General features: G+C 46.8%; 15 protein-coding genes. 10 read left to right on the top strand and 5 right to left on the bottom strand.

Annotation, left to right across the window (positions count from 1 at the left end; all coding sequences use genetic code 11):
* Positions 1 to 11: 11 nt before the first annotated feature.
* Positions 12 to 842 carry an NAD(+)/NADH kinase gene (locus tag ACZ45G_RS26160; RefSeq protein WP_464173525.1) on the bottom strand — a complete coding sequence of 277 codons (831 nt, stop codon included), beginning with the start codon at positions 840 to 842 and terminating at the stop codon, positions 12 to 14.
* A gap of 65 nt (positions 843 to 907) precedes the next feature.
* Complete coding sequence (gene polA / locus ACZ45G_RS26155; protein WP_464173524.1) at positions 908 to 3,586, bottom strand: DNA polymerase I; 2,679 nt, start codon at positions 3,584 to 3,586, stop codon at positions 908 to 910.
* An 87-nt stretch (positions 3,587 to 3,673) separates the two neighbouring features.
* On the opposite strand from polA, the gene ACZ45G_RS26150 reads away from it, so the two are divergent.
* Entirely contained in the window at positions 3,674 to 3,895 is a 222-nt protein-coding gene (locus ACZ45G_RS26150; RefSeq protein ID WP_464173523.1) for a hypothetical protein, read from the top strand.
* Between the two features lie 53 nt (positions 3,896 to 3,948).
* Entirely contained in the window at positions 3,949 to 4,716 is a 768-nt protein-coding gene (gene purN, locus ACZ45G_RS26145) for a phosphoribosylglycinamide formyltransferase (protein WP_464173522.1), read from the top strand.
* A 46-nt stretch (positions 4,717 to 4,762) separates the two neighbouring features.
* Here purN and ACZ45G_RS26140 read toward each other — a convergent pair whose 3' ends face one another.
* Together ACZ45G_RS26140 and ACZ45G_RS26135 are read right to left on the bottom strand one after the other, a co-directional pair.
* On the bottom strand, positions 4,763 to 5,974 hold the full coding sequence (locus ACZ45G_RS26140) for an EAL and HDOD domain-containing protein (RefSeq protein ID WP_464173521.1): 1,212 nt from the start codon (positions 5,972 to 5,974) through the stop codon (positions 4,763 to 4,765).
* A gap of 122 nt (positions 5,975 to 6,096) precedes the next feature.
* Positions 6,097 to 7,284, bottom strand: coding sequence for a TraB/GumN family protein (locus ACZ45G_RS26135; RefSeq protein ID WP_464173520.1), 1,188 nt, complete (start codon positions 7,282 to 7,284; stop codon positions 6,097 to 6,099).
* Positions 7,285 to 7,429: 145 nt separating this feature from the next.
* Between ACZ45G_RS26135 and ACZ45G_RS26130 the strand changes: the two genes are divergently transcribed.
* From ACZ45G_RS26130 to ACZ45G_RS26105, 6 genes are all read left to right on the top strand, one after another.
* Complete coding sequence (locus tag ACZ45G_RS26130; protein WP_464173519.1) at positions 7,430 to 7,612, top strand: conjugal transfer protein TraB; 183 nt, start codon at positions 7,430 to 7,432, stop codon at positions 7,610 to 7,612.
* Positions 7,596 to 8,582: a nucleoside recognition domain-containing protein gene (locus ACZ45G_RS26125; RefSeq protein WP_464173518.1), complete on the top strand. Its 987-nt coding sequence runs from the start codon at positions 7,596 to 7,598 to the stop codon at positions 8,580 to 8,582. The genes ACZ45G_RS26130 and ACZ45G_RS26125 overlap by 17 nt, the downstream gene beginning before the upstream one ends.
* The gene (gene recN / locus ACZ45G_RS26120) at positions 8,542 to 10,248 is read left to right on the top strand and encodes a DNA repair protein RecN (protein WP_464173517.1); all 1,707 of its coding nucleotides are present in this window, start codon (positions 8,542 to 8,544) and stop codon (positions 10,246 to 10,248) included. Before ACZ45G_RS26125 ends, recN begins: the two co-directional genes overlap by 41 nt.
* An 86-nt stretch (positions 10,249 to 10,334) precedes the next feature.
* Entirely contained in the window at positions 10,335 to 10,592 is a 258-nt protein-coding gene (locus ACZ45G_RS26115) for an FmdB family zinc ribbon protein (RefSeq protein WP_464173516.1), read from the top strand.
* Between the two features lie 111 nt (positions 10,593 to 10,703).
* Positions 10,704 to 12,005, top strand: a complete 1,302-nt coding sequence (locus tag ACZ45G_RS26110) for a citrate synthase (protein WP_464173515.1) — start codon at positions 10,704 to 10,706, stop codon at positions 12,003 to 12,005.
* Positions 12,006 to 12,141: 136 nt separating this feature from the next.
* Complete coding sequence (locus ACZ45G_RS26105; RefSeq protein ID WP_464173514.1) at positions 12,142 to 12,846, top strand: glycerophosphodiester phosphodiesterase; 705 nt, start codon at positions 12,142 to 12,144, stop codon at positions 12,844 to 12,846.
* 23 nt (positions 12,847 to 12,869) lie between these two features.
* Here ACZ45G_RS26105 and ltaE read toward each other — a convergent pair whose 3' ends face one another.
* On the bottom strand, positions 12,870 to 13,880 hold the full coding sequence (gene ltaE / locus ACZ45G_RS26100; protein WP_464173513.1) for a low-specificity L-threonine aldolase: 1,011 nt from the start codon (positions 13,878 to 13,880) through the stop codon (positions 12,870 to 12,872).
* A gap of 153 nt (positions 13,881 to 14,033) precedes the next feature.
* Between ltaE and ACZ45G_RS26095 the strand changes: the two genes are divergently transcribed.
* The gene (locus ACZ45G_RS26095) at positions 14,034 to 14,912 is read left to right on the top strand and encodes an NAD(P)-dependent oxidoreductase (protein ID WP_464173512.1); all 879 of its coding nucleotides are present in this window, start codon (positions 14,034 to 14,036) and stop codon (positions 14,910 to 14,912) included.
* A gap of 19 nt (positions 14,913 to 14,931) precedes the next feature.
* Positions 14,932 to 15,369: a YqaA family protein gene (locus ACZ45G_RS26090; RefSeq protein WP_464173511.1), complete on the top strand. Its 438-nt coding sequence runs from the start codon at positions 14,932 to 14,934 to the stop codon at positions 15,367 to 15,369.
* Positions 15,370 to 15,418: the final 49 nt, after the last annotated feature.

Raw genomic sequence — 15,418 nt, 5'->3', positions numbered from 1 at the left:
TCAGGGAAAAATCAGCTTCTGCCGCCGCTCCATTTGAGCCGGGTTTTTAATACCTTGAAATAGGATTGATCTTCCAGGGAGATCATTTTGACGGCATTTCGGCTTTTTTTGATAAATATTTTATCCCTTGGGTCCATTTCAAAACCCTCCTGGCCGTCCAGGGTCAGGATCATATCTTCGGGACTGCCCTCAAGCCGGATTTCTACCCGGGTGGTGTCGGGAATAATCAAAGGTCGGTTGGTCAGGGTAAAGGGGCAGATGGGGGTTAAAATGATGGAGGGAACTTCCGGATGCACCACAGGTCCTCCGGCCGCCAGGGAATAGGCGGTGGAGCCGGTGGGGGTCGCCACAATAAGGCCGTCGGCCCGGTAGGTGGTCAGATAGGTATCATCCAGATAGACGGCACAGGAAGCAAGCCTAGACAGGGCGGCCTTGTTGATAACGGCATCATTGAGAACATTCACATCAATGATCTGCTCTCCTTTGCGCATCACTTTGATATTGAGCCTGGCCCGCTCCCGGATAATATAATCTCCTTTGAATACGGCCTCAATGGCCTCATGGAGATTCTCCTCCGTGGTCTCAGCCAGGAATCCGACCTCCCCGAATTTTACGCCCATCAGGGGAATATTTTTGTCTTCAATGAATCGAGCGACACTTAAAAAGGTGCCATCTCCTCCCAATACAATGATACAGACGAGATTTTCGGGTAGATGACTAACCGTTTCCCCTTGGGTATCAATCACCACGCATTTATCTCCAAGCCTCTGGATCAGTCCCCGGGCTTTGTCCTGGGCATAGAGTTCATTCTTGATGACAATCCCGACGCGTTGGTTTTCCATATTTTGGTGCAATCCTTTTGTGTCCATTTGTCTTTGGTTGATTTGTTTATAGGGGTTGCCGGATTTTAGTGTGCCAGGGCCCAGTTTTCTCCAGATCCGAAATTAACCTTTAACGGGACCTTGAGGGGATATACATTTTCCATGACTTCCCGGGCAAGTCGTATCAATTGGTCTTTTTCTTCCAAAGGGGTTTCAAATATGATTTCATCATGGACCGACAGCAGCATCCTGGAGGCCATCTCATTTTTCACCAGGGCCGCTTCCATTTTGATCATGGCAAGTTTGATCAGGTCGGCGGCACTTCCCTGGATGGGGGTATTAATGGCGGCTCGCTGGGCAAAGTTCCTCAGATTGGCATTGGAGGACCGGATATCATCCAGGCGCCGTCTTCGGCCAAAAATAGTCTTTACCTCGCAGGTTTCTTTTGTTCGTTCAATGGTCTTGTCAATAAATTGTTTCACACCGGCATATCGCTTGAAATAGTTGTCAATATAGGCCGTGGCCATTTTCCGGCTGATATTTAATTCATTGGAGAGTCTGAAGGCACTCATGCCGTATACGATCCCGAAGTTAATGGCCTTGGCCTGGCTTCTCAATTCATCGGTGATAAATGCTTCCATCACCTGGAAGACCTCAAGGGCGGTCCGGGTATGGATATCCTCATCGTTGTTAAAGGCCTCAATCAGAATTTTGTCTTCGGCGCAATGGGCCAGGACGCGAAGTTCAATCTGGGAATAATCCGCTGAAATCAGGGTATGCCCTTCCTCCGGGATAAAGGCTTCCCTAATGAGTTTGCCCTCTTTTTTCCGGATGGGAATATTCTGGAGGTTGGGTTTTGAACTGGAAAGTCGGCCGGTCACCGTGATGGTCTGGTTAAAGGAGGTATGGATACGCCCGGTATCCGGATGAATTAATTGGATAAGCGATTCCACATAGGTTGATTTGAGCTTGCCCAGGGTCCGGTATCGGAGCAGTTTGTCCGGCAGTTCATGGGTTTTGGCAAGCAGGGTCAGCACGTGTACATCCGTGGAATATCCGGTTTTCTTTTTGGTTTTTTTGCTGGTTTTAAGCTGGAGCTTTTCAAAGAGAATCACCCCCAGCTGTTGGGAAGAATTGATATTAAATTCCTCGCCTGCCAGATCATATATTTCTTGTTCAAGAATTTTCATCTCAGCTGTAAAGGTGACAGACAATTGGGCCAGGGCGTTTGCATCCACTCGTATGCCTGCCATTTCCATGTTGGCAAGCACGGTAATCAGCGGCACTTCAATGGTTTCCATGAGGGGCAGCAGCTCTTTTTCCTGGAGTTGCTGTTTAAATTCCCCATAGGCCATGAAGGTGAGATCGGCATCTTCTGCTGCATAATCAACGGCGTTTTCAATGGGGGTCTCTTCAAATCCGATCTGGTTTTTGCCTTTTCCGGCAATTTCCTCATAGGAAATGGTCTTGTACCCGAAAAGATTCATGGCAATGCCGTCAAGGCTGTGGCCCCGTGTGGCCGGGTTGAGCAGGTGGGATGCTATCATGGTGTCAAAGACAATGCCGGCAAGGCGGATGCCGTAATTTGCCAGAACAATATAATCATATTTAATGTTCTGGCCAACTTTGTGGATTTCCGGGTTTTCCAGGATGGGCTTGAAGATGCGGAGAATCTCTTTTTTTTCCGGTTGCTCAATATCATTTGGATGGGTATGGCCGATGGGAATATAAAACCCCGTGTCGTCCATATAGGAAAAGGAAAGTCCCACTAGTTTGGCTTCCATGGGGTGTTTGGAAGTGGTCTCGGTGTCAATGGCAAAGACCCCTTTGTTTTCAAGGACCTTTACCAGTTTTTCCATTTCCTGGGTGGAGGTGATCAGCTTATAGACTTTTTTTGATTTATCGGCTTTCTGGGCAAATTCAGCGGCCAGATTTTTAAATTCAAGTTCTTGGAACAGTTCAAAGGCCTTGTGGGTGTCAAAATCAGGAAGTTTGAAATCCTCAATTTTGTCTTTGACTCGTATTTTTCTGTCAATGGTGGCAAGATCCCGGCTTAAGAGCACGATTTCATGGCTTTCGGCAAGACTCGCATAAAGTTTTTTCTTGCCCTTAAGCTGGTCCAGGTTTTCATAGACACCATCAATGGAACCAAACTGTGCAATGAGCTTAATGGCAGTTTTTGGGCCCACTCCTTTGACCCCTGGAATATTGTCGGCCGTATCCCCGGCAAGCCCCAGTACATCGATAAATTGAATGGGGGTTATTCCCATATCATCTTTTACCTTGGCCACATCGGTGATGGTATCTTTCATGGGATCCCATAGCACGCAGTGTTCTGTGACAAGTTGGATAAAATCCTTGTCCCCGGTGACCATGACCACTTCAAACCCCTGTTTTTCGGCCAGGCGGGCATAGGTACCCACCAGGTCATCTGCTTCAAATCCGATTTTCTGGATAATGGGAATGTTCAAGGCCGATATCATCCGTTTTACGTCGGGGATCTGAACGGCCAATTCTTCGGGCATGGGTGGTCTGTTGGCCTTGTATTGGTCATACAGGACGTGGCGAAAGGTGGGTCCTTTGACATCAAAAAAGACCACGGCATACTCCGGGGTATTTTCCTTTAACAATTTGAGTAAAATACGGGTGAATCCAAAGGTGGCATTGGTGGGGTGACCATTGGCGGTGCTAAGCGATCGAATGGCATGGAATGCCCGGTATAAAAATGCACTGCCGTCGATGAGAAATATTTTTTTCACTGCCATTTTATTATAACCCTTTTTGGATATTGAATTTTTCTTAAATTAAGGGCATATATACTATCTTTTTAAAAAAAGGAGAAGTATATTTATATGATGAAGGAAAACGGCCGTGCCCGCCGGGATAAACGCAGGCAAAAAAATAATAAAATTTGCCATTGCTGCCAGAAAGAATTTATGTTCTGCTGGCAGTGCCGGTGTGGGTTTGCCATTTGCCAGGCATGTATGTATGAGAACCAGTGGGGCATGACCTGCAACGGGATCACCTGGGCGTGCCCGGATTGCGGCGCCCAGAATGGATTCGGAAATCAATAAAAGTTTATCAATAGATTTTTAGCAATATATTTTTATAAACAGGAGAAAATACCATGGCCAAAACCATCCATGTGGGAACCTTGATATCCGGAGGCGGAACCAATCTCCAGGCCATTATTGATGCCTGCACGGCCGGCAGCATTGATGCCAGGATTCTTTTTACCGGCTCTGACACCCCAAAGGTTAAAGGGCTTGAACGGGCTGAACGATCGGGTATCGACACCTTTGTGGTGGATTACGCCAAAATTATCCGATCCTGTAAACAAGGTATTGAGGATTCAGATCTTCCCCCTGATTTTGACCTGGCTAAGATTCTTGAAAAACAGCAATTGGTAACACCTGATACTTCAACGGATACTTCAGGTAGCGCATCAGGTGGTTCGTTAAGTGGCGCGTCAATGGACCTCACCTTTTTTTTGAAATCCAGAGCCATTGCGGAAAAAATATTGTTAGACCAAATTCTTGCCTATGATATCGACCTTTTGGTTCTGGCCGGATTCATGCGGGTGTTGACCCCCTATTTTATTGACCGGATCAATACAATTTCCGGCCAGTACAAGGTTATGAATATCCATCCGGCCCTGCTGCCTTCCTTCCCGGGTACCGACGGATATGGGGATACCTTCCGGTATGGGTGTAAAGTCGGTGGATGCACGGTTCATTTTGTTGATTACGGAGAAGATACAGGGCCCATCATCGGCCAGCGATCCTTTGATATCGAAGAAAACGATACCCTGGAGGATGTCAAAAGAAAAGGACTTGAGCGAGAGTGGGAACTCTATCCCGCCTGTATTCAGAAATTTGCGGAATCCATTGGCTGAAATTGACCTATCATCCGTCGATAATCAGGACCCGATGAACTTAAGGTCAGGCGAAAAAAGAGTCTGCCAGTAGGATGGCGTCTCGATAAAATTCTGGCAGTTTTTTCATTATCGCTTTGCCCTCTATCAACCTGAAGAACTTTTGATCCCATTGGCCTTTTTCAAAACTGGTCACAAGGGTGTGAAGCTGGCTGAACTGCTTGTCCTTTCCCAGAAGGGCATCCTTGATTTTGTCTGAAAAGGTGATATGGCTCAAAATATCTGTCATGGGCCTGTCCAGAATGGCATCCATGGCTGAAAACAGACCGATGGTGAATAATTCCTCCGTGGTAAAATGGGTTTTCAGCAGCCCCCCGCATTGCTCGCACATCCTGGCACGGATCATGGAAGATCGGATCAATTCATTGGGTTTGTGTTCGGCCATATCCGAGACCACCACCACGTTGATGAATTTTTTTAATTCATCAATCCCCATGAATGTCATGGCCTCCTTGATGGTGTCAATGGCCATTGAACGTTTGAAATAGGCCGAGTTTATGAATTTGAGCAATTTAAACGAGACGGAAAGATCGTTTTTGATGAGGGTTTCTATCTTTCCAAGATTTAAATTATTTTGGTTAACTTCGCTGATCAGTTTCATCTTTGTAATCTGGCCGGAAGAGATATCTTTTTCAGAGAGGATCTCAGGTTTGGCGAAAAAATAGCCCTGGAACAGGCCAAAACCCATTTTTTTGGCTTGTTCAAATTCATGGTGGGTCTCTACTTTTTCAGCCAGAAGTGTGAGATGATGATTGGCCCTGATGTCTGAAATGACAGATTCAAGGGTGTCCAAAGGGGTGACCATAAGGTCAAATTTGATCATGGCGCAAAGGGATATCATGGTGTCAAATTTGGGATCATATACAAAATCATCCAGGGCAATTTTATATCCCTGTTGATTGAATTCCCTTAAGGATTCAATCACCGCAGGTTCAGGCTCTATGTCTTCCAATACTTCGATGATAATATGCTCCTTTGGAAAAAGCAGGGGCGTTTTCTGGAGGACAAGATCCCTGGTGAAATTAATCAGCCCTGGTTTTCCTCCCAGTATTTTATTGAGCCCAAAGGAGAAAAAGGTATTGGACAGCACCGTTGATGTGGCCTTGTTTCCGTCAGTATCCGGGAAGATATTTTCAAGGCTGTTTCTGAACAAGAGTTCATATCCAAATACTTTTTTTTTTGCAGTAAAAACAGGTTGTCGTGCGACAAATATATCCATGGTGGAAAGTTCCCCCCAACCTTATTCGTAGGAATAAAAAATTTATTGTGAACTATGATGTACGTCTATTTCCCAAGTATAACCTGAGTCAAAGCGCAAAATCAAGGGGATCCTGATAAGGATCAGGAAAGCAGTTTGAGCATCAGGGGAACCGCCGTCATGGTGCCGATGGAAGATCCCAGATTGGTGAAAATAACCACCAATAGAATTCGGGTGACATTGTTTCGCCAGAACCCTTTTATGGAGACAATATCATTGGGGATGGCTTCCAGGTCCCGAACCTTGGGTTTCCGGGCAAAGGCTTCCACGAGCCCTGATACCCATCCGGCAGCTATCATGGGGTTCAGGGAGGTTAAGGGGGCTGCAATGATCGAGGATATGATGGTATATGGGTGGGCCATGGCCAGCATGGCGCCGAGTCCTGCGAAAATACCATTGGCCGCAATCCATATCCATATCATGTCAGTGCCGGCATTTTTCCCTTCCATCATAAACCCAACAGCAAACAGGAGGAAAATAAGGCCGGGAATCAGCCATTTTAATATTTCGCCCATATTCCCCGCCGGCGGGATCTGGTTAAGATCCGCCAGATCAATGGGGGTGTCATCTGCCATATAGCGTTTAATTCCTGGAACATGGGCCGCTCCCACCACGGCCACAATTTTTTCCCCCGGAGCTGACCGGATACTTTGGGCCAGGTACTGGTCCCTTTCATCAATCAGGGCCTTCTCAATTATAGGGTGGGCTTCTTTTACATCTGCCAGCAGGGTTTGGAGGATATCTTCCTGCTTCATCCTTTCAATATCTTCTTCCTGGATACCATCGGACTCCCCAAAGGAAAAGACAATGGACATCATTAATTTAAGCTTTTCCCAGAATCCCATGCCCCGCCAGACCCTCGAAAGGGTGATTTGTATTTCCCGGTCAGCCGGTACAATAAGGGCATCTGTTTTTTTCGCCGATTCAATGGCATTGATCATTTCCTGGCCGGGTTTGATATCAAATTTATCGGCAATCTTTTTTTGGAAGGATGCCAGAAGCAGGTTCATGAAGAGCATCAGGGCTTTTTTTTGTTTGATCACCTTTACGATGTCCATGTTTCTCCACCGGTCTGAGTCCTGGATGGAGGCAAGTCTGGTGGAACACAGCTCAACACATACCGTGTCGGGGTTTTGCTCCAGGATGGTATCTGTCACCAATTGGGCGCTATGTCTGGATACATGGGCGGTGCCGATTAAAATAATCTGCTTCCCCTGAACGGATAATCTGTGAATATCTGATTTTTCTGCTGGTTCCAACGTGTTTTCCATGCCCTATTGCCCTTTATTTCAATTAAAATAGAAAATTGATTATAAGCATTATATCTTCCCTGGCAAGATGGGAACAGGGTACTATTTAAAGATAAAACATTGCAAATTCTTGACCTTGTCTGCTTCTTTTGGTATTCAGGTCTCTATGAAATCCATAGACGAACAAATACTTCGAACCAGTAAGGAAATAATTGTCAAATTTATCGAACTGGGCCGATTGTCTCCCGCAAGCGTTCATGAATCCTTCCGGGATATCTATGCAACCGTGAACGAAACCGTTAAAAAAAATATCAATAAAGAGCCCCCTTCTGATGACACACAGCCCTGAGTTGGTTCTTCCCCGGGTTCAGGCCGGTACAAAAGCAGGCCTGAAAAAGGGATGGAGTGGATTGATCTGGTTGTTGAAAATCCTTGTGCCCATTTCATTCTTAACGGCATTGCTGGTTCATTTTGGCATTATTTATCGTCTTGATTTCTTGCTGACACCGGTGATGAACTGGCTTGGCCTGCCCGCATCTGCAGCCCTTGTACTGATCATAGGTCTTTTTACCGGAATTTACGGAACAGTGGCTGCTCTTTCTGTCATGGCATTTTCCATGGATCACATGATCCTCATGGCCATTTTTACCCTTATCTCTCATAACTTGATCCAGGAGAGTATTGTCCAGGGAAATTCCGGGATCAATCCCTTTGTGGTGGCTTCCTTTCGGCTGATCATGGCCTTTGTGGTGACCTTTGTCTGTGCAAAAATCATAGGGGTGACCCCTGACCAGGGAATTGTCCTATCCCTGGACAGTCTTGATAAAAGTCCGGGACCTTTTTTTCCCATGCTCCAGGAATGGGGGGCGGGAACGGCAAAGCTTTGCCTTCAGATTTTTTGTATCATCATGCCCTTGATGGTATTGCTTGAGTTGGCCAAAATTTTTAATATTATTCAAATGATCACCCGGATTTTTTCCCCTTTAGTAGTATCGCTGGGGTTGGACCGGTCCTGCGGCATGCTCTGGCTGACGGCTGCTATTTTTGGCCTGGCCTTTGGTTCTGCCGTGATTGTAGAAGAAACACGGGCCAATGAATATGATCCAGAGGCATTAACAAAACTTCACCTTTCCATTGGGGTTAACCATGCCATGATCGAGGACCCGATCTTGTTTTTACCCCTGGGAATTCCCGCTTTCTGGCTTTGGATTCCGAGATTGATTGCTGCGGTTGCAGTGACCTATCTGTTCTCAGCCCTTTTGTTTGCAAGGAGGCTTTATGCTAAGCGAGCTTGCCATAAAAAAATTCGCAATAATTGACGACATTAGAATTCCCTTTAAAAATGGTCTTTCCGTACTGACCGGCGAGACCGGGGCCGGAAAATCCATCATCATAGAAGCGGTGAACCTGCTCCTGGGATCAAGGGCTTCGTCAGACCTTGTCCGGACCGGTGAAGAGATGGCCGAGTTGGAGGCATCCTTTGACATTGAGCCCGATTCCCATGCCGCAATAATTTTGGCAGAACAGGGCATGGACGGATCCGAAGGGCTGATGATTCGAAGGCTTATATCAAGCACAGGCAAAAGCCGGGTTTTTATCAATTCCAGACAAGCCACCCTGGATCTTCTGAAACAGGTCACCTGGAACCTGGCCGGGATTTCCAGCCAGCATGCCCACCAGGGATTGCTCAAGGAGGAAAACCACCTGGATATCCTGGATGAGTTTGCAGGAACCTGTTCCCTGCGGCAGGAGGTCACTGCTCTTTATGGAAAAATTTTACCCATCGCCAAAAAAATCGCCTCCCTGAAATCCCAAAGGGAAGACAAAATAAGGGAACAGGATCTGCTCCAATTCCAGGTGGATGAGATTGAGGCGGCTGGTATTTTGCCCAATGAGGATGAGGAACTTGATATCCAGCGGGATCGGCTCGAAAATGCCAGTAAGATTTTTGAAGTTGTTAACGGCGGAATTCATGAAATCTATGACAGGGAAAGGTCCCTTATTGAGCGGATTTCAGCCCTGAGAAATCAGATTGAAAAATTTTCCCGGGTGGATGATGCCCTGGACAATGTGACAGAGCGTCTGGGGTCCATGGGGTTTGAGCTCCAGGATCTGGCAGAGACCCTGAGAACCTATTCTGCCACTATCGACCTGGATCCTGAATCCCTGGAGCTGTTAAATCAGCGCCTGGATTTGATCGCAAAACTCAAAAGAAAATATGGGGGCAGCCTTGCCGCTTTGTTTGAAGAATATGAAACCATGCGATCAGATCTGGCAGGCACCAAGGAGTTGGAAAATAGTATACGGGAACTGGCAGAGGACAAAGAGGGCTTTGAACAGCAGATTCGTTTAAAGGCAAACGCCTTGTCCCTGGCACGGCAAAAGGCCGGGGTGGTTTTGGCAGATCTTGCCCAGCGAGAACTGGCTGCCCTTGAAATGGGAAAGGCCCGGTTTGAGGTCGTTATCTCCCATCAGGCATCGGAAAATCCTGAAGATCTCCAGACCCAGACCCAAAAAAAGATTTTCTCCACGGGCATGGATAAAATTTGTTTTTACCTGAGCCCCAACCCCGGGGAATCTGCAAAGCCCCTTGTTAAGATTGCTTCCGGCGGAGAACTGTCACGGATTGTCCTGGCCCTTAAGGCGGTGCTGTCCACCACCCAATCCCTTGAAACCCTGATTTTTGATGAAGTGGATGCCGGAATCGGCGGGGCAACCTCGGAAAAAGTGGGGCTGAAATTAAAGGAACTGGGCGCTAAACACCAGGTGATCTGCATCACCCACCTGGCCCAGATTGCCAAATATGGTGCCAGCCAGTTCAGGATTTCCAAGCAGGTGGTCAATGACCGTACCTGCACCTCTATTATTCCCCTTGAAACCCAACGAGAACGGGTGGAAGAAATCGCCAGAATGATTGGCGGGCAAGAAATTACACCTGCTACACTGATCCATGCACAAGAACTTCTTCTCCAGGGATCGTCTTGAAAGACTGTCTTGAGAGACTGTCTTGACAAATTCAAAATTGTGTTTATATTAGTGAGCTATTGTAAATTTAAAGCCAAGGAGTCAAAATGCCAATATTCGAGTTTAAATGTTCAAAATGTGAAGAATTTTTTGAGGTGATTGTCATGGGATCCGATGATGATACTTCTGTGTGTTGCCCCAAGTGTAAGTCCAAGGAGTTTCAACGGGTGGTGTCCACCATAAACTATGCCATGGGCAATTCGAGCAGCAGTGGTGGCGGTGCCAAGGGTGTGCAGACACAGGAGAGGGAATGCTCCACTGGAACCTGTAAAACCTATACTGTCCCGGGGGCAACCAGGGATTAGCATCCGCACCATTGGTTACACCTAAAATTAGTAGCGGTTTGACTTTTCTTTTAAACCGGTTTTCCCTTTCATTATTTGTTTGTTCTCAGGCCTGGTGCCAAAGGAGGTTGTATGGAAAAAGTTGCAAAATTGATCATTGACGGACGTGAAATTACCCTGCCGCTTATCGCCGGATCTGAAGGCGAACGCGCCATTGATATCAGGGCCCTGCGCGAGCAAACCGGACTTATTACCTTTGATCCGGGGTATGGGAATACCGGAGCCTGTAGAAGTGCCATCACCTATATGGATGGAGAAAAAGGTATTTTACGGTATAGAGGAGTTCCCATTGAGCAGCTGGCCAAGTCTTCTTCCTTTGTTGAAACCGCCTTTTTGCTCATCACGGGCAAATTGCCCACCCGGTCTGAATTGACCCGGACCTCTGTCTATTTAAATGATTTTTCCATCCTCCATGAAAATATGAAGGCCTTTTACCAGAATTATCCGTCCAAGGCCCATCCCATGGGAATTTTGTCTGCCATGGTCAATGCCATGAGAAGTTTTTATCCGGAATTGATTGATATTGAAGAGGAAATGAACAAGACCTATTTGCGGATCATCTCCAAAATCAGAACCATGGCCGCCATGGCCTATAAGATATCCATCGGCCAGCGGGTGGTCTACCCCCGGCCGGATTTGTGCTATTGCGCCAATTTTTTAAATATGATGTTTGATTCGGTGGTGGTGCCCTATCGCATTGATGATGATCTGGTTCAGGCGCTTAATGTGTTCTGGATTCTCCATGCCGACCATGAGCAGAATTGTTCCACAACCGCCGTCCGGGTGGTGGGGTCTGGGAAAGTTAATATTTATTCTACTATTTCCGCGGGGATCTCTGCCCTGTGGGGTCCCCTGCACGGCGGTGCCAACCAGGCGGTTATCCAGATGCTTGAGAGAATTGAAAAAGACGGCCTGTCCATTGCAACCTGTATCAATAGGGCAAAAGATCCAGAAGATGATTTCAGGCTCATGGGATTTGGGCATCGGGTGTATAAAACCTATGACCCCCGGGCTACCATTATGAAAGAGATGTGTGATATTGTTCTCAAGAAGGTTAAACAAAAAGATCCCCTGCTGGACATTGCCCGAAAACTGGAAGAGGCAGCCCTCAACGATTCTTATTTTAAAGAGAAAAATCTTTATCCCAATGTGGATTTTTATTCAGGGATCGTTCTGCGGGCCATGGGGATTCCCACCAATATGTTTACGGTCATGTTTGCCATTGGACGGTTGCCCGGCTGGATTGCCCAGTGGAAAGAGGACGTGTCTGATCCGGAAATGAAGATCTGCAGACCCCGGCAGATTTATACCGGTAATCGGTTAAACGAGTATATTCCCATTGGTCAGCGCAAAGAGGATGATTCTGTCTGTTAATTCCAGGAAAGAACTGTGTTATAAACTTATTGCAGGAGAGTATTAAATATGTTATTTGCCATTCATTTTAATAGTAGCGATTAAAAAAAATGTGGTTGAAAAATAATAATAAAATATAGAGTGGATTGAGTTTGCCATGATTAAATTATTTGCCCATCGCGGATCACCTGAAAAAGAACCAGAAAATACTATTGTATCCTTTAAAAGGGCAATTCGTGAGAAGGCTGAGTGGATTGAGTTTGATGTCCGGAAAGGAAAGAAAAAGCATCTCTATGTAGTTCACGATGACAATCTTCAGCGGATAGCCGGGCATGATATTTCACTGAAGAAAGCTAATTTTACAGAAGTAAGAAAAGTTAGGCTTGGTTCCAAGGATGAGCGGGTTCCTCTACTAGAAGAAGTGCTTCTTCTGGCAAAGGATGCCGATATTAAGCTCAATATTGAGTTGAAGGAAAAGCACCTGGAAAGAGAAATCGTTGATATGATAGAACATTATGAAATGTCGTCACAGATTATCATTTCATCGTTTTTTCATCTGCCTCTTCTTGTTCTTGCTGACTACAGGCCAAAATTGAAGACAGCTCTTCTTATAGATGAACCATCGGCAGACCTGAAAGCCTGGCTTGTCGAAACAAAGGTTAATTATCTTCATCCCAATATTAAGTATCTTAATGATGAAACTGTGAATGTTGCTCGTTCTTTAAGAAAAAAGATAAATCCTTTTACTGTCAACAGTAAAAAGGATCTTAAGAAAGCGCTTCACTATAAAGTACATGGGATTTTCACGAACAGGGTACCTTATATGCGTAAGGTGTTAAAAGAAATGGTTGGTGAAGATTAAAAGCCATCACATAAAAAAAGCCATCACATAAAAAAAGAGTGGAAAGCCCCAATGGTATGTTCAATATCCTGGCGGTCAATATCCAGGTGGGTTACCAGGCGCAAATGATTGGATGGGTCGATGAGGATTCTTTGGGCCCTTAAATGCTGGTACAGTTTGGAGATATCCCCTTTAATATCCGTAAAAAGAATATTGGTTTGAACCCCGCCGGGATCAAGGCCTATTCCATTGATTTGCGATAGGCCTGTGGCCAGGTGCCTGGCATTTTCATGATCTTGCCCAAGCCGGTTTATATGGTGTTCCAGGGCATGAAGACCTGCTGCCGCCAGAATGCCTGCCTGGCGCATGCCGCCCCCTATAACTTTCCGCCATCGCCGGGCTGTTTGAATAAAGTTTTTCGGGCCGCAGAGCACAGAACCCACCGGTGCACCAAGCCCCTTGGACAGGCAGCAGGACACCGTATCAAAATGGCGGGTGATCTTTTCCACCTCAACATTTAATTTTACGGCGGCATTAAAGACCCTTGCTCCGTCCAGGTGGAGCAAAAGATTGTGAGCGTTTACAAAGGTGCGGGCCTGTGCAAGATAGTCCATTGGCAACACCTTGCCGCCCTGGGTGTTTTCGAGGCATAACAACCTGGTTTTGGCAAAATGGAAATCATCTGGCTTGATAAATCGGGCAACCTTTTCAAGGTCCAGGGTGCCGTCGGGTTCAAGGTCCAGGGGTTGGGGCTGGATGCTGCCCAGGACGGCTGCTCCTCCACCTTCGTAGCGATAGGTGTGGGCCAGTTGTCCCACAATGTATTCATCCCCTCGGTTGCAATGGGCCATCAAGGCCAGCAAATTGCTCTGGGTACCGCTGGCACAAAAAAGCCCGGCTTCCATGCCGGTCATTTGTGCTGTTGTTTTTTCCAGCAGGTTAACCGTTGGGTCTTCCCCATAGACGTCATCTCCCACTTCAGCCTCGGCCATGGCCCGTCTCATGGAATCTGTCGGTTTTGTAACGGTATCGCTTCTCAGATCAATCCATTTCATTTTTATATTTCCTTTTGTTTCGCAGGTGACAGGTTCAAATGAACATTTTCATATCATAGTTTGGCGCAAGTTTGCAATTAGATTGAAAAACCGGGTAAAACCTGTCAATAATGGTTTTTTATACAATTATGATCATGATGGAAGGGGGAATATATGGAAATAAAAAGGGAAAAGACAATTGTCGGATTTATTGGACTTGGGGTGATGGGGCACAGCATGGCCGGCCACATCCTTGCGGCAGGCTTTGGACTGCACCTCTACAATAGAACCTCTTCAAAGGCCGATGATCTGGTGGAAAAAGGGGCTGTCCTGGAAGCCAGTGTTGCAGATCTTGCGAAAAAATCAGATTTTATCATTGCCATTGTGGGCTTTCCCGCGGATGTTGAAGAGGTGTTTTTGGGGGCTGACGGTGTGCTGGAAAATGCAAAGGCGGGCAGCATTGCCATTGATATGACCACATCGGAACCCGCCCTTGCCGTGACCCTTTATGATGAGGGGAAACAAAGGGGAATCCATGTGCTGGATGCCCCGGTTTCCGGCGGAGATCTGGGGGCCCAAAATGCCACGCTCTCCATCATGGTGGGGGGGGATCATCAAACCTTTGAGGATGCACTGCCTATATTTGAAATCATGGGAAAAAATATTGTATACCAGGGAAAAGCAGGGGCGGGTCAGCATACCAAAATGGCCAATCAAATTGCCATTGCCGCCGGGATGGTAGCGGTTTGTGAGTCCCTGGCCTATGCGGTGAAGGCCGGACTGAATCCCCAAACCGTTCTTGAGAGCATCGGCCAGGGGGCGGCCGGGTCCTGGTCCCTGAACAATATGGGGCCCCGGATTATTAATAAGGATGACCAGCCCGGTTTTTTTATCAAGCATTTTATCAAAGACATGGGAATTGCCACAGCCGCTTCAAAGCGTATGGGGCTATCGACACCGGGGCTTGACCTTGCCCTGTCCCTGTACCAAAAAATGGCGGACAAGGGATTGGAAAACAATGGGACCCAGGCCCTTTATAAATTGTTCCAATAAACTATTTTAAGCCGTGGGAATGGAATTTCTGACCGGCTATGGCCTGGTGGGGCTGTTTATTGCCTCTTTTCTTGCCGCCACCATTTTGCCCTTGAGTTCTGAATTGGTGCTGGGTTATCTGCTCCTCCACCATTACACGGTTCCGGGGGTGTTGGCTGTTGCCACCTTGGGCAATGTTCTGGGGGCACTTACGAATTATGGGGTGGGCCGCGCCGGTGGAGGGCCTATGCTGGAGAAAATATTTAAGGTATCCCCAAAAGAGATGGAGACGGCCCGGCACCGGTTTAAAACCCATGGCACCATCAGTCTCTTGCTGGCATGGGTTCCTGTTATCGGGGACCCCTTGACCGTGGTGGCTGGGATGTTGAAAATACGCCTCTGGGTTTTTTTGACCCTGGTTTCCATTGGGAAATTCACCCGTTATGCCGTCCTGTCCTGGGCAGTTCTCTCTTATTAATCCTTTGTTTTGTCAGGACAAAAAGCAAGATATTATACTAATACTCAGG

The organism is Desulfoconvexum algidum (genome assembly GCF_055382125.1).
Note: the sequence above shows the minus strand (reverse complement) of the source record. Positions and strands in the feature narration are given on the sequence as shown.